Below are 15,606 nucleotides of genomic sequence, written 5' to 3' on the forward strand. Positions count from 1 at the left end.
TACGATGGAGCAAATGACTTATGTTGGAGGTTGCAAGCTCACTTGAAGTCAGATAGTTTTAGAGTTGGAGGTTCATTAAAGTTTAAGTTTGATTGATTATTGTTGAAACCAGTATCAAGTTTTCAGATTTCCTGTTGATACCGCAAGGGCTTACGACCATTCTTCTCTACTTTCTGTGCCCAGCGCTTCGGAGTAAATACGGAACTTTTGCAAATCTCAGAAATGACGGAATCTTTACTAAAAATTCATATAGATATGAAGGCGATCGCTTTTTTGAGGCAATTTAGGGATACGCACCGAGTACGAAATTACGTCAGCGATCGCGAAAGCGTTGTAATGAGCCTCGAACCCCGACGCTGAACCCCATAGCCTCTCTAGGTTTCACGACATTAAACCTGGAGATTTTTTGCCCGAAGTAAAAACTGAGTTGCGCAAGCGAATGCAATTAAACTTAAGATATGCTAAGTAATCTCCTCTACTGCCTCCTGGGCAAGGGCGGAGTAAAAGGGTGCATCAGGTTTAAGGTCTTTACCGCAAATATACCGAATCGACTGTTGGAAGCAAGAACTCAACAGATATAAAGCCATGAATCCTGATGAACTCTTGAGGAAATATGCAGAGGGGGAAAGAGACTTTTCTCTAGCTAACCTGAGTGGAGTCAACCTCAAGCAAGCGAACCTCAGGGGAATAGACTTCTCTCACGCGAATCTGAGTCAAGCCCTTCTGTTACAGGCCACCTTGATTCGCGCTACTTTGGGGACAGCTGACTTGCAAGGAGCCGACTTGGAGGGCGCGAACCTGCAAGGCTCAGACCTCAGCGGCGCTGATTTGATGGGCGCTAACTTAAATGGAGCAAATCTGAGCTTCGCCGATTTGACGGGTGCAGATTTGAGCGGAGCCAATTTGATGATCGCCGCCTTGGTTGGCGCAGATCTCAATGGAGCCAACCTGTATGAAGCCAAGTTAATTGGCGCTCATCTCCAAGGCGCTAACCTAGTTGGAGCGAATCTGTGTCGAACAAATCTTTGTTCCAGCTACTTGTATGAGGCAGACTTGAGTGAAGCCAACCTGGATCAGGTTAACTTGCAAAGAGCTCTCTATAACCAAAAAACTAACTTTCCTCAGGAATTTGACCCGGTTGAGGCAGGAGCTTACTTGATTGCTCCCCATGTATCACTCTCAGGGGTAAATTTGAGGGGAGTTTCCCTCTCTGGAGTCAACCTGCATAGGGCCAATCTGAGTCAGATAGACCTAAGTCAGGCTAACTTAATTTGGGCTGACTTGAGCGAGGCAGATTTAAGTGGAGCCAATCTGAGTGGAGCCAATCTGAGTGGAGCCAACCTCGATAGTGCTAACCTTAGCGGCACTACAATGCCCAACGGGGATTTGCACAATGTTCAGAAACTAGGACGAACCGCGACAAATTCCTCCTCCAAGTGCAGTTAGAATGCCGCTTCAGTTAGATCTCAAAGAGGGCTATTCAGAACTGTGACGTTTTGACAATTAAGGCAAACGACAGCTGAGTTAAGTGTAGAAAGCCTCTCCTCCTGTAAGCATGGGGAGTGAGTCAATTAAGATAGATGCGGCACGATCATGTTGTCGTAACTCTTACGGATTGAGCCTTTGTTGGCATGAATGCTCCTAAGCCCCGAATTGAAGTAACTGAACATTCTGCAAAGGCAGAATCTACCTTGAATATATTTTTTAGCTTATCCTTTGATTTATGCTGTATTACTGGGGAAAATGGCTATTTCCAGCAGCTGAATCCTACCTGGGAAAACGTCCTGGGATGGACTATGTTAGAAGTGCGACACACACCTTGGATTGAGCTTGTTCATCCCGATGATGTGGAAGTCACTCTCAATACTGAGGCACAGTGTTCCCAACAAAACTTAGTAGAATATGAAAATCGCTACCGTCATAAAGATGGAAGCTACCGTTGGTTGTCTTGGCGAGTGTCACAGGCAGAAGACGGACTCTTGTATAAAGTGGCAAAGGACATTACGGCTGCCAAACAGACAGAAGAGGCAAGTCGTGACATTACTCCTCGGAAACAGGCCGAACAGAACTGGCAACGAGCCGTTGCAGAATTAACCGAATGGCATAATCGCTATGAAGCAGCGGGTCAAATCAATGGACTACTGCTTTATGAATGGAATAGTCAGACAGAGGAAGTCATTTGGGGTTCTAATGTTGAACAAGTCTTTGGTTATTCTCGTGAAGAACTCTCAGGCAGTATAGAGCAGTGGATGGAGTTATTTCATCCCGATGACATAGACAAAGTCATACAAGAACTCAACCGCATTATTGTCACCAAAGAGCCTCTGCATATCGAGTATCGGCTGCGTCAAAAGGACGGTACTTACATCACAATTGAAGACAACGGAAAGTTTTACCCCGATAGTGCTGGTAACCTTAATCGCATGGTGGGGTTTGTAGCTAATATCACTAAGCGTAAACAGGCAGAAACAGAACTGCAAAAAGCCTATCAGCAAGTGGAACTTCTGGTAGATAACTCGCCTCTAGCTATTCTGGAGTGGGACAAAGAATTTTACTTACAACGTTGGTCAAAGCAAGCCGAACAAATATTTGGTTGGAAAGCCACTGAGGTACTGAACAAACATCCCAGAGAGTGGCGGTTTGTCTATGCTGAGGACGCTCAAAGGGTTGATCGCATCCTGCGTCAATTAATCGATGGGGCGATACAGCGCACTGTAGACGAAAACCGCAACTACACCAAAGAGGGAAAGACTGTTTATTGCGAATGGTATAACTCGGCAATCTTCGATGAGTCGGGCAACTTGGTATCAATTTTGTCCCTTGTCCTGGATATCACCGAACGCAAACAGGCAGAAGCCACTCTGCAACAGGTGATGAACGAGCTAGAAACCAGAGTTGAAGAGCGTACAGCTGAAGTTCAGCAAACCAATGAGAAATTGAGTGCAGAGATTGCTGAACGCCAGCGTACAGAAGCAGCGCTGCGTCAGAGCGAAGAACAATTCCGCCGGGTGTTTAACGAGGCACCGATTGGCATGGGAGTCACTGGAAAGGATAAGCGTTTTTTTAGCGTGAATCAAGCCTTAGTTGAAATGCTGGGCTATAGCGAGTCTGAATTTATGAGCCTAACCTGCGAGGCTATCACCCATCCCGAAGACTGGAAGCGTTTACTTCCCTATCTCGATCTGATTGCAAAAGGAGAACTTGACCGCTTTCAAGTAGAAGAACGTTTCGTCAAGAAGAATCAAGAGATTCTCTGGGGCAATTTAACCTCGATGATGCTGCGTGACGAGTCGGGAGAAGTTCTTTACGGCTTAGGCATGGTCGAGGACATCACAGAACGTAGACAGGCAGAAGCAGCTCTTCGTCAAAGCGAAGAACAATTCCGCCGAGTGTTTGACGAAGCCCCGATTGGCATGTCTCTGGCAGGCTTGGATAATCGCTACATCAGGGTGAATCGAGCCTTTTATGAAATGCTGGGGTACACCGAGTCCGAACTTATGGCGCTCACGTTTGAGGCGATTACTTATTCCGAAGACTTAGCGCTGGAAATTCCCTGTATAGAGCGCCTCCTCACAGGAGAACTTGACAGCTTTGACCTAGAAAAACGTTATCGGAAAAAGAATCAAGAGATTGTCTGGGTGAATTTGACCTTAATTGCCCTGCGCGATCAAGCTGGAGTTGTCCTCTATACGTTAGCTATGATTCAGGACATCACAGAACGCAAGCAGGCAGAGGCGGCTGTGCGTCAAAGTGAAGCACGCTACCGCGCGATCATCGAAGACCAAACCGAACTCATCTGCCGCTATAAGCCTGACGGCACACTCACCTTTGTTAACGATGCCTACTGTCGCTATTTCAATAAGCAGCGATCGGAGCTTCTTGGTCACAATTTTATGCCGATCATTGCAGAAGAAGACCAAGCCGTTGTCACTCAGAAATTTAGTTCTCTTTCGGTTGAACAGCCCATTGTCACTTACGAATACCGAGTGATTCTCCCTGCCGGAGAGATGTGCTGGCAACAGTGGACTGACCGCGCCTTCTTTGATGACTCTGGCATTTTAATTGAGTTTCAGGGAGTGGGACGGGACATTACAAAACTCAAGCAGGCTGAAGCTGAAGTTTTAAAAGCCTTAGAAAGGGAAAGAGAACTGAGCGAACTGCGATCGGGCTTCGTATCCTTAGTTTCCCATGAGTTCCGCACACCACTAACCACCATTCAATCCTCAGCGGAACTCCTTGAACGCTACAACCACAAATTATCGGATGAGAAAAAACACAATCACTATCGGCGCATTCAAAATGCAGTGCAACGAATGACTCAGTTGTTAGAGGATGTTCTGACCATTGGTAAAGCCGAAGCGGGAAAACTGATATTCACTCCGTCCCCGTTAGATTTGGTTGCTTTTTGTCGTGACCTCGTCGAAAGTTTGCAAATGAGTACTCAGCCCCAATATCAGCTCAACTTTGTGGTAGTTGGGGATGGTAGCGATGCCCAAATGGATGAAAAACTTTTGGGTCACATCTTGACTAATTTACTAACGAATGCAATGAAGTATTCGCCTGAGGGAGGAACTGTTCAATTCGATTTGATTTGCGATCGCACTTGGGCTATTTTCCGTATTCAAGATAGTGGGATTGGTATTCCTCCCCAAGATATAGAGCGCCTATTTGAATCCTTTGGGCGAGCTAGCAATGTCGGTACCATTCCTGGAACGGGACTGGGACTCGCCATTGTCAAACGATGTGTGGATTTACACGGAGGTCAGATTACTGTTGAGAGTGAAATTGGAGTGGGAACAACCTTTACTGTGATGCTGCCGTTGCAGTCTCATACCAATTTAAACAGAGAATGCGACAGAGCATAGATTGAAAGCATTGCCTCCAGAAGGCCTGTGCAATCCCAAATCTAAAATCCTCGCATCCAAAATGGTATCCACCATCCATCAGTGTCATGGCAACCAGTTAAGAGCAGGCAGTTGAACACCCGCGCTTAGCTGAGCGGATTTTGTACCAGAGACGATAAAAATAGACTTCTTGCATAAGTGGTATAGGTACGAGCAATACATATCTACAGCTACGCTGCCTCCTCTAAGCTTCGCAGCTCAATTGAGTGGAAAAGTGCGATCGCCTAATGGGCACCAGTAAAACCGATCACCTTAAATTTGCACAAATCTTGGCAGGCATCGTGGCGCAGATTACTAACCAAGAGTCGCATCTAACGCTCATGAATCGCATCGAAATTTTTATTTATACTCTATGCCTGAGTTTAATCCTTAAAGGCGGCATCACTCCTGAGTTTGAGACTCAATTCAGAACTTTATGTGAGTTAATTGTATATGCTTGGAGCTTAGGGGTTGTCAATCTGGTCTTCTGCGGAGGAGCACTCAGACAGCTGGGCATTCGTCCTCGAACTTCCATCGGGCTATTAGGTATCTTGACTTCGCCTTTCCTGCACAGTAATTGGGGACATTTAGTAGCGAATACCGTTCCTTTCTTCATTCTTGGTTCGTTTGTCATCTTAGGAGGAATTCGGGATTTTTTCATCCTCACAATGTTTATACCACTTTTTAGTGGACTTGGAATCTGGCTGTTTGGTCAACCCTACACAAACCATATTGGTGCTTCAGATATTATTTTTGGCTATTTAGGTTTCCTGCTAGTGCGCAGCTATTTTGCGCATGATGGCCTGTCAATTGTCCTCACAGTGGTTGTCAGTTTCATGTATGGAAGGACTCTCTGGGGTATTTTTCCCGGAGAGGAAGGCGTATCCTGGGAAGGACATTTTTTTGGCTTGATAGCTGGAGTGCTGGTTGCTAGCTTTCTCGATGTGTTTCGGGTGATGGTGCCCGCTTCAATCAATGGAGGATTGTAGATAGTTCTAGCGATCGCATTGAAAAAAAGATGTCGCCGTCTATTTTGTATCATAATTGCTGATGACATCGAGTTTCAAAACTAGGCAATGTTTAGACTGTATGACTTTCTACCCTCTGGAAATGGCTACAAGATACGTCTTTTATTAACACAACTTGGTATTCCCTTTGAGAGGATAGAGCTCAATATCCTTAAGGGTGAAACCCGAACTCCAGCTTTCTTGGCTAAAAACCCCAATGGTCATATTCCCGTCTTGGAAATCGGACCCGGAAAAGTTCTTTCAGAATCCAATGCTATCCTCTTTTATTTAAGCGAAGGCACCCCGTTTCTCCCAAGCGACACTTGGGAACGATCGCAAGTGCTGCAATGGCTATTTTTTGAACAGTATAGTCATGAACCTTATATTGCCACCTCCAGATTCTGGATTTCCATTCTAGGTCAGGCGGATAAGTATCGGGAGGCTATTAAGCAAAAGCGTGAGCCGGGTTATGCCGCACTTACTCTGATGGAGAAGCACTTAACACATCATACATTTCTTGTGGGTGAGTGTTACACCATTGCTGACATTGGCTTGTTTGCGTATACTCATGTAGCCGATGAAGGGGGATTTGAGTTGACAAAATTTCCGGCAATTCAAGCTTGGCTGGAACGAGTTCAAGCACAGCCTCAGCATATAAGCATTACACAAGGCTAGAAGAGTTGTTTTATGAAAAAACCCCCACCGCATAAATGGTGGGAGCCTCTTACGTTATCTAACTCGTTGTAGCTATTAGATTGTCGATTTAAGTTAGCAGACTACTACTTTTTAGAAGCTGCCATCTGGTCTTGCAACTGGCTTTTAACCGATTTGAACTCAGTCGCCATTCGCTTCTGCTGCTCGTGGCTGAAGTTGTCGCGCAGTTTGGGGAACATTTCGTTCTCTTCTTGCTGCACATGAGACTGAACAGCTCTCATCAACTGCTCAACGTTAGCTTTGAAGTTGTCAATTGAAGAGGGATTTAAAGACTTAATGTGCTCCAGCATTTGCTTCATTTCAGCTTGCTCAGAATAAAGTTCCTGAGTGTCTTGGTAGTAAGAGCGTACTGCTGGGTAAACAACTTGTTCTTCAGCGGCGGAGTGAGCGCTTAAATCTTTGTAGATCTGACCGAAAAACTCTTGTAGTTTTTGAGGATCGTTCGTGCCTTGAACTTGCATGAACAGGGTATTAACCTTGGTGTGATCCATGCGGATAAGAGCACGGATATCCATCTCATCGTCGCTGCGAGTGACGGCACTTCCAACTACACCACTCAAAGCGGCAACAGCATCTTGAACGCGTCCCCACAGGCTTTGATCTGGCTCTTGTCCAGTCAATTCACGAGTGCCTAGAATTTCTAGAATTCCTTTTAGCTGCTCTTGATGAGCGCGGTTATCAAAGTTAACAGCATTCAATGGCCCGATCGCAGCCATAACGTCAGCACCAACAACCTGCGCACACTTGTGAACGAGGAGTCCAGACATTGTCTGTTTATGCTTGAGCAGTTCGTGCTGAGCTACTTTTTCATATAGAGTTAGCTCAGAACCTTCCATTAGTTTCTGAACTTGCTCAATCAGCATCTGAGTGGTTTCTTTTGGCTCTCCTTTAACACCGTACTGAACCATTACTGTGTCCAAAACGCCTAGGTTTTTCTGATCGTCTTGGATAAAATCTTGCAGACGCTTCCGAATCTCTTGATCCGTACAGGCTTGTATTAGTTTCTGTTCATTGGCAATGAGCAGATTCTGAAGCGCTTTCATGTCAGCGAGTTTTTGGGCGATCGCAAGACGTTTGGTATCATCAAGTGTTACCGACATTTGTTGTTCTCTCTTTGTTAAGGATGTTTAAATTGCAACTCTTTCAGTTTGTCGCAGGCATTGAGTGGCTTCATCCTTCTCTTGACGGATTCACAGTGTGAGTAGTCGAAGTCACCAAATTCTTATATTTTGGTGCTATTTACCTGTTTCTATGTTTTCCCTCACTTCGGGTGTAGTTTAACCCTTGAGATAGATGTTTTTTTAAATGAATTAAGGGAAAGTAGGGTTCATTTGAGCTTATTAAGATAAGTAAAAGCTATGTATATTTCAATCTTTTGCAGAAAATAAAAGCTTAAATCAAAATAGGCAAGGAAACAGGGATTAAACAATGTAAAGTTGAAAAGTATAAGCCTTTACAACAACTCATTGTTTAATGACTCATTGGTTAACGACGAGTTTGGAAAAACAGTAGAGACCCTAAACAAGTTAGTTAAGGATATCCCCTTTAAGAATTGAAATCAGGAACTTGCTGCACGTAGGCTTCGGTATCAAGCGTGACGCTGCCTTCTTGCACATCCATTTTTTTCACGCGAAGTGCAATTCCCTCCAGCTGAAAATAGGGTAAGTCCATCAGTTCTCTTGCTTTGTTCAAGAAGGTGAGCGCTAGTTCTAGGGAAATACCCTCTCCCTGAGTACATTGAAATGCTTCTAGCAGCAGAGGCTGCTTCATAATCGCTGGGCGAATTACGGCAGCGAAGCCAATACCCCTAGACGTGCCTATTTCGTGCAACACAATAGTTCCACTAAATCCCATCTTGCCACCACCTGGGAGATGAATCTTTAGCTGTTGCGGTTCCACGCTCAGAAGTTCACCTTCCACCTTCAACTCCAGACTTTGAAACTTGCTCTGAATGTAGTCTGAGTTCAAGGCGCGGTTGATATCTTGTTCTGTGAGTACCAAACGCGCAGTGGCTTCAAGGGGTTTATCCAGTTCAATCTGACCGAAAATCGCGCTTATGAGATCGATCGCAATCCTATCGGTGTGCAGTTGCATCTCCTGCACATGGATGTCTTTGTGCATTGTCACATCCTGAGCCGCGATCGAGACGGAATCCACGCACCCCTGAACCATTTTCAGCAGATCGGTTCGGACAGCTACGTTGATGTTTTCTACTTCATCGAGTTGCGCCGCGATCGCCATTTCAGCAGCTTGGGAGAGCGCCTGCTCCTCCAACCTTGGCTCATCTGGCATGACTTTATCTCCTCGTGTGCTGCTACTGCTTACTCTAGGTCTTTAGCATCACGCCGGGAATCTGTATCAAGGAATACGCAAATTGGAAGACAAAGCTAGCTGTATATAAAACGCTTGACAACTTGACGCTCCAATCGGCTGCTGTACATCTTTACAGTAATAAGTAAAACCCAAAAGGCCATTAGTACTACCCGTTATGGAAAGCAGCCGGACAGGAAACCCTGAAAACTCACCCGAAGCCCCCCAGAGTATAATTCACAAAACCAAAGTCGTTATCCCTTCTGCTCCCTTACCAGACCCTCTTGCTCAAAATATTGAGGCTATTATTGCCTTGCAAGCTAAAGCCGAAAAAGATCTACCCCGAACTCAGCGAATCGTGGAGGCTGTGACCGCTTTTTTCGGTCATCCAATATTTCTGTATTGCATTTTAATTGGCGTAACTGTATGGATCGTGTCTAATGTCTTACCCCCTGGCTTCGGCATCCCGCAATTTGACCCACCGCCGTTTGAATCGCTGGATCATGTCCTCGGCCTTGGTAGTTTGCTGATTTCAACTGGAGTTTTGATTACGCAAAATCGGCAAGAAAAATTAATGGAACAGCGAATGCAACTGAGCTTGCAACTCAACCTGCTCTCAGAGCAAAAAATTGCCAAGCTGATTGCTTTGGTTGAAGAACTACGCCGCGATCTTCCCAATGTGAAAGATCGGCACGATCCGGAAGCGGAGATTATGAAGCAACCAGCAGATCCCCATGTCGTTATGGAAGTTCTGGAAAAGACCTTAAGCGAAGAACTGGTCCAGCTTCAGCAACAAGATGTATCAGACTCATGAGGGAGTAAAAAGTTGCTTGCCTTAAAGTGTTACGCCTATTTCCTTATGTCATCGGGTAGATTCACTGATCAGAAGCGATCGCCTAGATTGTGTGAAGAATCTTTAAGACAGGAAACCCCATCGTGACACTAAACCAACCCGATATTGGCGAACAGGCACTGAGTAAAGCCGCAGAAATTGGACTATCGACCCAACTGGATGAAGTCGAAAATCTGGAAGTAGATATCCGCACTGATCCAGGCAAGCTGATTCAAGGAGAATTAGAATCCGTTGAAATTGAAGGCGAAGGTCTGGTAATGCAGAAAGACCTTCGTGCCGAGGAATTGGATGTCAAAATGGGTAGCATTGCTATCAATCCCCTTAGCGCAGCCTTTGGGAAAATTGAACTGACCCGTCCAACAGATGCAGAGGCTCATGTTGTCCTCACCGAACAAGATTTAGAGCGTGCCTTCAACTCTGAATATATCCATGACAAGCTGCAAAACCTGAAGGTGCATGTCAATGGTCAACTCCTGACGATCAATGCGCGTCAGGTACATTTGAGCCTACCCGGTGACGGTAAGATTACACTCACCGCTGAAATTCTCCTGAAGGAAACCGGAGAAACTCAGAACATTTCCTTCTCGACGGTACCCCACCTGGCTACTGGCGGAGAACGGATAGCACTAGAGGATATTCAGTACGCCCAAGGTAAAGAGATATCACCAGAACTCACGGCTGCTCTATTAGAGAGGGCAGGTGAACTGCTGAATTTACGCAACTTTGAATTAGAAGGGCTATCACTACGCCTCAAGGGACTGGATGTGCAAAAGGGCAAACTAACGCTTCAATCTACAGCTCGTGTTGAGCAATTCCCTAGTTCTTAATACCAAGATTGCTTGTTTGATACCACACTTGGCACCTCCCCAAACCCCTATTCTCTTTTTGTGTCCTGAGTCTGTTATCAATGGTTAAATCTCCCTTTTGGATGACGTTTCACCTAGTTGTTATCCGTCAGAATTCCTGTAGTAATCCGCGACGCTACTTCGACCTATAGGAATCTTAAAAATAAAGTAGAAGAATATGACACAGACTCCAAATATCCCCCCTGTAATAGAAAGTGAAGAGAGTAATTATCGAGACAGTGGTGTGCCTAGTACAGTGGCGATCGCAGGGCATCCCCTCCATCCTGCAATCGTGACTATGCCCATTGCTTTTCTAGTTGGGACAGCCGCCACTGATATAGCCTATTGGTTGACGGGCGACTTGTTCTGGGCACGCGCTTCATTTTGGTTAATCGTGGCTGGATTAGTTACTGGTCTTCTGGCTGCTCTTACTGGATTGATGGACTTTATGAAAATTGGTCGGGTTCGGAAGCATACGGCTGGCTGGGCTCATATGTATGCCAACGTCACCGCACTCGTCCTCACTGCCATCAACCTGGGGTTAAGACTAGGCAACCCAGCAGAAAATATCCTGTTTACAGGGTTAATCATCTCCGTGATCGTGGCGACATTGCTCGGCATTTCCGGCTGGTATGGAGGCGAACTGGTCTACCGCCATAAAATCGCTGTGATTGGCTACGGTGATCAAAATGAACGCTAAAAGTTAATCAAGACTTACCATTACCTCAAACAAAGTAACCAGAGAGAAGTGATCGCACATTGGCTCTGTGATTCTCACCTTTGCGTCACACACCTTCTGTAATTGTATTGTTGGTAGCAAACACAAGCTTTTGCCTTGTTGCATACACTCTTCTAGAACGATAGCTCTCTCAACAAACAGACGAGAGAGTATTTTTATTGCTAACATAGGCTAAAATAAATTCCCCTAACCCGTTCACCTTCTTGGTTGTTCAAAAAACCGATTAGGTAATACAAAGCTATAAGGTAAGAAGGCGCGTTGACCCAGTTACTCTTTTTGCGTACCATGAGCGCTATCGCGATCGCTCCTCTCACTCTACTGACCCTTGGCCTGAGTGCTGTAGTAACCACGGCTCAAATTCAGCTCTACAAGCCGATTCCTTTGTCGGTTGGTAATCCAATCAAAGATACGCTTTCAGACAAAGATATTCCCACCGGCAAAAAAGGATTTGCCAAAGACTATACCGTAAGATTGGCAGCCGGAGAAAAAGTGACAATCGCTGCCTCATCAAACAGCTTTGATACCTTTGTCTTACTCATAGCGGCTGATGGTTCTGTCGTGGAAGAAAACGATGATAGTCCAGATGGCACTACCAACTCTGTGATCGTTGTCAAAATTACCAGAACAGAAGACTACATTATTCGCGTGCGAGCTTCTGGTGGAAATAAAACGGTTGGTTCTTTTACCCTCAAGGTCACTCGCCAGCCTTCTGAAAAATAAATGAAGATTTGGTTTTACTACCTTATGCAGCGGATAATAAACCTATGACGAATCTGACTCCCACACCCAACACCGACGCCCAACCCGCTGACAAGCAAGAAACACAGCCAAGTCTATTACAATATCTAACTGGCGCGTTGATTTCTGGAGGATGTGCGATCGCGCTCTACTTGCTCACCTCTTCCATTGCTCATGCCTTTGCGAATAAGCCTGTTTCCTCCACCAACCAGACAGCAATCCGGATTACGCTCGCCGTTCGTACTCTGGTTGTGGGACTCAGTACGCTTGCAACTACCCTTTTTACGATCATCGGTCTTGGTCTAATGGGGGCGGCGATTTATGTCTCCGTTCAATACCTGAAAAACCGACAAGCATCCCCCTAGGATACTCAGTAATTTCTACAACATTATCGCTACACATTTCTAGGCGCTGCAACTCTCTGCGATCGCTACCAAGGACTGCCGATTATCGTAGATCAAGTGGCTAGGCTGGGGCTAAATAACTCGATATATTGACATAAAAACAAAAATAGTGTATTAAGTTTGATCGATTTTAGTGTAGCGCTCAAAGCCCTAGTCATTGCACAATAAGGGCAGTTCCTTGAGCTGATGGACTTTTATGCCGACTGTAATCGCTGATGCTAAAAATCTACTGTCTGACCTAATGGCTCGCTATGGCTCCCGCGTGGATTACTTAGCGATTCGTCTTGAGGAATCAGAAGGAACAAGTATTTTGTTACGGGGCGACAAGGTAGAAACCCTGAGCGAAGGTCTGGCGATGGGTGGACAGGTACGGGCTTGTTATAAGGGAGGTTGGGGATTTGCTAGTTTTAATCAGCTTTCGACCCTAATCGAGCGAGTGGAAGAAGCGATCGCAGCTGCACGAATTGTTGGGGATGAGGAAACCCTATTGGCCCCCGTTAAGGCCGTGGAGGCGATTTGCCAACTCCCCCTAACCGGCACAAACCCCCGCCATATTCCGATCGCTCACAAAAAACAATTGTGCGATCGCTACAACGACATCCTCAAAAGCATCGACCCCCGAATCACCACAACCTCCGTGCGGTATGGGGATAGTACCCAGCGAGTCATTCTCGCCACCTCCGAAGGCACCCTGATCGAGCAATCCTGGGCGGATATGGAAATCCGCTTCTCCGCTACCGCCCGGAATGGTGAGATTGTCCAAACCGGCAGGGAAACCACCGGCTCTCGCAAGGCTTACGAAGACCTGACAAATCTTGACGAACAGGTCAGAAATACGGCCCAACGCGCCGTAACCGCTCTTTCCCTGCCTCCAGTCAAGGGAGGTACCTACACGGTGGTTATTGACCCCATTCTCACCGGGTTATTTGTCCACGAAGCCTTTGGACACCTTTCCGAAGCCGACATGGCCTACGAAAACCCCGACTTACTAGAAGTGATGAGCATGGGGCGTCGATTTGGCCCGGAAGAGTTACAAATTTTTGACGGTGCCTCACCTCCTGGGCATCGTGGCAGCTATTTCTACGACGATGAAGGCACACCCGCAACCACAACTCAGCTGATTAAAGATGGTATTTTAGTGGGGCGTCTCCACTCACGGGAAACGGCTGGAAAGTTAGAGGAAAGTCCAACGGGTAACGCCCGTTGCCTCAATTACCACTATCCCCCCATTGTCCGCATGACCAATACCTGGATTGAGCGGGGAAAAACGCCAGTCCAAGACTTATTCAAAGGAATTAAAGAGGGGGTTTATGCCCGGAACTGGATTGGTGGTATGACCAATGGAGAGATGTTCACCTTTACGGCTGGGGAAGCTTGGATGATTCGCAATGGCAAGATTGCTGAGCCCGTGCGAGATGTGACGCTTTCAGGTAATGTCTTCAAAACCTTAGCAGATATTGAAGCGATCGGGGATGACTTCTACTGGGATGAATCCGGTGGCTGTGGTAAGGGAGGACAGAGTGGTTTACCCGTAGGTTGTGGCGGTCCCAGTTTGCGGATTAGAGATGTGGTTGTTGGCGGCGAGGCGGCTTAGACTCAAAGCTTAGGGACTTCCAAATTAAAAAGTATCCCCTTACCTCTTGTGGGGTGGGCATCTTGCCCGCCCTAACCTAACGCTTCGTTACCGCTAACGCCCCTACATCATGCATATTCTTTCACTTGGTATGAAGCAACACTCTAGCAGGCGAGACGCCTGCCCCACAAAAACTACAACCGTTAATTTGAGCCATTAGGTGCTAGGAGACGATCTATGGCAGATGCCAGACAACGTGACGAAGCAGGTGATCCATACGACTTGAACCGCTTTGTGCAAGCGCACGAGGACAATTACGAACGGGCACTCTCCGAGATCAAGAGCGGTCGGAAGCGATCGCACTGGATGTGGTACATTTTCCCACAGTTCGACGGGCTAGGGTTTAGTACAACTTCCAAGCGGTACTCGATCAAAAGCGTTGCGGAAGCCAAAGCGTATTTGAGCCATCCTATTCTCGGAGCACGGCTGACGGAGTGCGTCGAAGCGGTTCTGAGTGTAGAGGGACGCTCCGCCTACGAGATCTTTGGTTCTCCCGACGATATGAAACTGAGGTCTTGCGCGACCCTGTTTGCGTCCGTTTCGCCCAAAAGCTCAATATTTGACCAACTGCTTGAGAAGTTTTTCCAAGGCGAGCGTGACGACAAGACGCTTCGTCTACTGAACGTCTCAAGCAAGAATGAGTGATCCTTCCAGGATATTGTTAACGATACACACTGCGGATCAAAGCGATCGCACGAGGTCTTGCTAACTGATAACTTGGATTTAGCGAACGATTACGTTCCAGCAATGATTCAACGTTGGCATTGAGCCGACCATTTAGGAGAAGATGGCACAATTTGTGATTACGCTCCAATGCTTTCGTGAGAATGATTTTTCCCCGTGTGGAAATACCAGTACTCTGAAGGTTGAGTTCGACTAGAGTTGGATTGTGCATCAGGAAATGAGCGATTATTGCTGCGCCTGTATCTCCAATTGAGTTCGGTTGTCCCCCTAGAATTTTTGTGGAGGGGCTGTAACCTAGATCGAGATGGCTTAAGCTGGAATGGTTTTGGAGCGATGCGACCAAAGCGCGACATCCCTTTGCCGTGATGCCATTGCTGGCAAGTCCTAACTCGCTCAACGTTTGATTTTCCTGCAATCCCTCAGCTAAAACCTCAACTCCAGCATCTCCAAGACAGTTGACGTTGAGAAACAAGCCATTAATGCTTGGATTGTGACGTAGTAAGTCTGCAAGCCAATAAGTTTGGTCTGGATTGATTTGGTTGCCGCCCAAATACAAACGCTCAACCGTGCGATTTGTATGGATTAAAGCATCTAGGATAGCCGCCAGTCCATCCTCCCCCATTTGGGTAGAAACCAGGTCAAGGGTGCGGATAGTCCGGTTATGCCGTAACATTTGGGCGATATGGTACGCGCCTGCTGTACCAATCGGATTGCGCTTTAACCATAGTCCAGTCACCGATTGGTTATCTGTCAAAGCCCTTGCAAGAGACGCAACACCGATTTCTGAAATCGCATT

General features: G+C 46.4%; 16 protein-coding genes. 12 read left to right on the forward strand and 4 right to left on the reverse strand.

Annotated elements, in window-relative coordinates; translation table 11 throughout:
* The first annotated feature begins 222 nt into the window (after nt 1–222).
* Nucleotides 223–360: a hypothetical protein gene (locus V6C93_RS02680; protein ID WP_333475100.1), complete on the forward strand. Its 138-nt coding sequence runs from the start codon at nt 223–225 to the stop codon at nt 358–360.
* A gap of 101 nt (nt 361–461) precedes the next feature.
* Here V6C93_RS02680 and V6C93_RS02685 read toward each other — a convergent pair whose 3' ends face one another.
* Nucleotides 462–587 (reverse strand): hypothetical protein, encoded by a 126-nt coding sequence (locus V6C93_RS02685; RefSeq protein WP_333475101.1) that lies wholly within the window; start codon nt 585–587, stop codon nt 462–464.
* On the opposite strand from V6C93_RS02685, the gene V6C93_RS02690 reads away from it, so the two are divergent.
* The 4 genes from V6C93_RS02690 (at nt 586) to V6C93_RS02705 (ending at nt 6,565) form a co-directional block, all read left to right on the forward strand.
* Nucleotides 586–1,446, forward strand: coding sequence for a pentapeptide repeat-containing protein (locus V6C93_RS02690; protein WP_333475102.1), 861 nt, complete (start codon nt 586–588; stop codon nt 1,444–1,446). The genes V6C93_RS02685 and V6C93_RS02690 overlap by 2 nt on opposite strands.
* Before the next feature lie 185 nt (nt 1,447–1,631).
* Entirely contained in the window at nt 1,632–4,865 is a 3,234-nt protein-coding gene (locus tag V6C93_RS02695; protein WP_333475103.1) for a PAS domain S-box protein, read from the forward strand.
* Between the two features lie 266 nt (nt 4,866–5,131).
* A complete protein-coding gene (locus V6C93_RS02700; RefSeq protein ID WP_333475104.1) occupies nt 5,132–5,872 on the forward strand; it encodes a rhomboid family intramembrane serine protease in 741 nt (246 codons plus the stop codon).
* A gap of 87 nt (nt 5,873–5,959) precedes the next feature.
* Nucleotides 5,960–6,565: a glutathione S-transferase family protein gene (locus tag V6C93_RS02705; protein WP_333475105.1), complete on the forward strand. Its 606-nt coding sequence runs from the start codon at nt 5,960–5,962 to the stop codon at nt 6,563–6,565.
* 104 nt (nt 6,566–6,669) lie between these two features.
* Here the strand turns inward: V6C93_RS02705 and V6C93_RS02710 are convergent, their stop codons facing one another.
* Together V6C93_RS02710 and V6C93_RS02715 are read right to left on the reverse strand one after the other, a co-directional pair.
* Nucleotides 6,670–7,704: a hemerythrin domain-containing protein gene (locus V6C93_RS02710; protein ID WP_333475106.1), complete on the reverse strand. Its 1,035-nt coding sequence runs from the start codon at nt 7,702–7,704 to the stop codon at nt 6,670–6,672.
* Nucleotides 7,705–8,149: 445 nt separating this feature from the next.
* Nucleotides 8,150–8,896 carry a DUF2993 domain-containing protein gene (locus V6C93_RS02715; RefSeq protein WP_333475107.1) on the reverse strand — a complete coding sequence of 249 codons (747 nt, stop codon included), beginning with the start codon at nt 8,894–8,896 and terminating at the stop codon, nt 8,150–8,152.
* Between the two features lie 196 nt (nt 8,897–9,092).
* Between V6C93_RS02715 and V6C93_RS02720 the strand changes: the two genes are divergently transcribed.
* The 7 genes from V6C93_RS02720 to V6C93_RS02750 all read left to right on the forward strand — a co-directional run bounded on the left by V6C93_RS02720 (nt 9,093) and on the right by V6C93_RS02750 (nt 14,771).
* The gene (locus V6C93_RS02720; RefSeq protein WP_333475108.1) at nt 9,093–9,728 is read left to right on the forward strand and encodes a DUF1003 domain-containing protein; all 636 of its coding nucleotides are present in this window, start codon (nt 9,093–9,095) and stop codon (nt 9,726–9,728) included.
* Nucleotides 9,729–9,850: 122 nt separating this feature from the next.
* Nucleotides 9,851–10,594, forward strand: a complete 744-nt coding sequence (locus V6C93_RS02725) for a DUF2993 domain-containing protein (protein WP_333475109.1) — start codon at nt 9,851–9,853, stop codon at nt 10,592–10,594.
* A gap of 196 nt (nt 10,595–10,790) precedes the next feature.
* Nucleotides 10,791–11,312, forward strand: coding sequence for a DUF2231 domain-containing protein (locus V6C93_RS02730; protein ID WP_333475110.1), 522 nt, complete (start codon nt 10,791–10,793; stop codon nt 11,310–11,312).
* A gap of 297 nt (nt 11,313–11,609) precedes the next feature.
* Nucleotides 11,610–12,071 (forward strand): PPC domain-containing protein, encoded by a 462-nt coding sequence (locus V6C93_RS02735; protein WP_333475111.1) that lies wholly within the window; start codon nt 11,610–11,612, stop codon nt 12,069–12,071.
* Nucleotides 12,072–12,115: 44 nt separating this feature from the next.
* Complete coding sequence (locus tag V6C93_RS02740; protein ID WP_333475112.1) at nt 12,116–12,454, forward strand: DUF3082 domain-containing protein; 339 nt, start codon at nt 12,116–12,118, stop codon at nt 12,452–12,454.
* A gap of 235 nt (nt 12,455–12,689) precedes the next feature.
* Nucleotides 12,690–14,087, forward strand: a complete 1,398-nt coding sequence (locus tag V6C93_RS02745; RefSeq protein WP_333475113.1) for a TldD/PmbA family protein — start codon at nt 12,690–12,692, stop codon at nt 14,085–14,087.
* A gap of 216 nt (nt 14,088–14,303) precedes the next feature.
* Nucleotides 14,304–14,771 carry a DUF1810 domain-containing protein gene (locus V6C93_RS02750; RefSeq protein ID WP_333475114.1) on the forward strand — a complete coding sequence of 156 codons (468 nt, stop codon included), beginning with the start codon at nt 14,304–14,306 and terminating at the stop codon, nt 14,769–14,771.
* Nucleotides 14,772–14,787: 16 nt separating this feature from the next.
* Here the strand turns inward: V6C93_RS02750 and V6C93_RS02755 are convergent.
* On the reverse strand, nt 14,788–15,606 hold an 819-nt coding region (locus V6C93_RS02755), incomplete at its 5' end, for a hypothetical protein (RefSeq protein WP_333475115.1).

The organism is Allocoleopsis sp. (assembly GCF_036703385.1).
In the GTDB taxonomy this organism is placed as follows: Bacteria; Cyanobacteriota; Cyanobacteriia; order Cyanobacteriales; family Coleofasciculaceae; genus Allocoleopsis.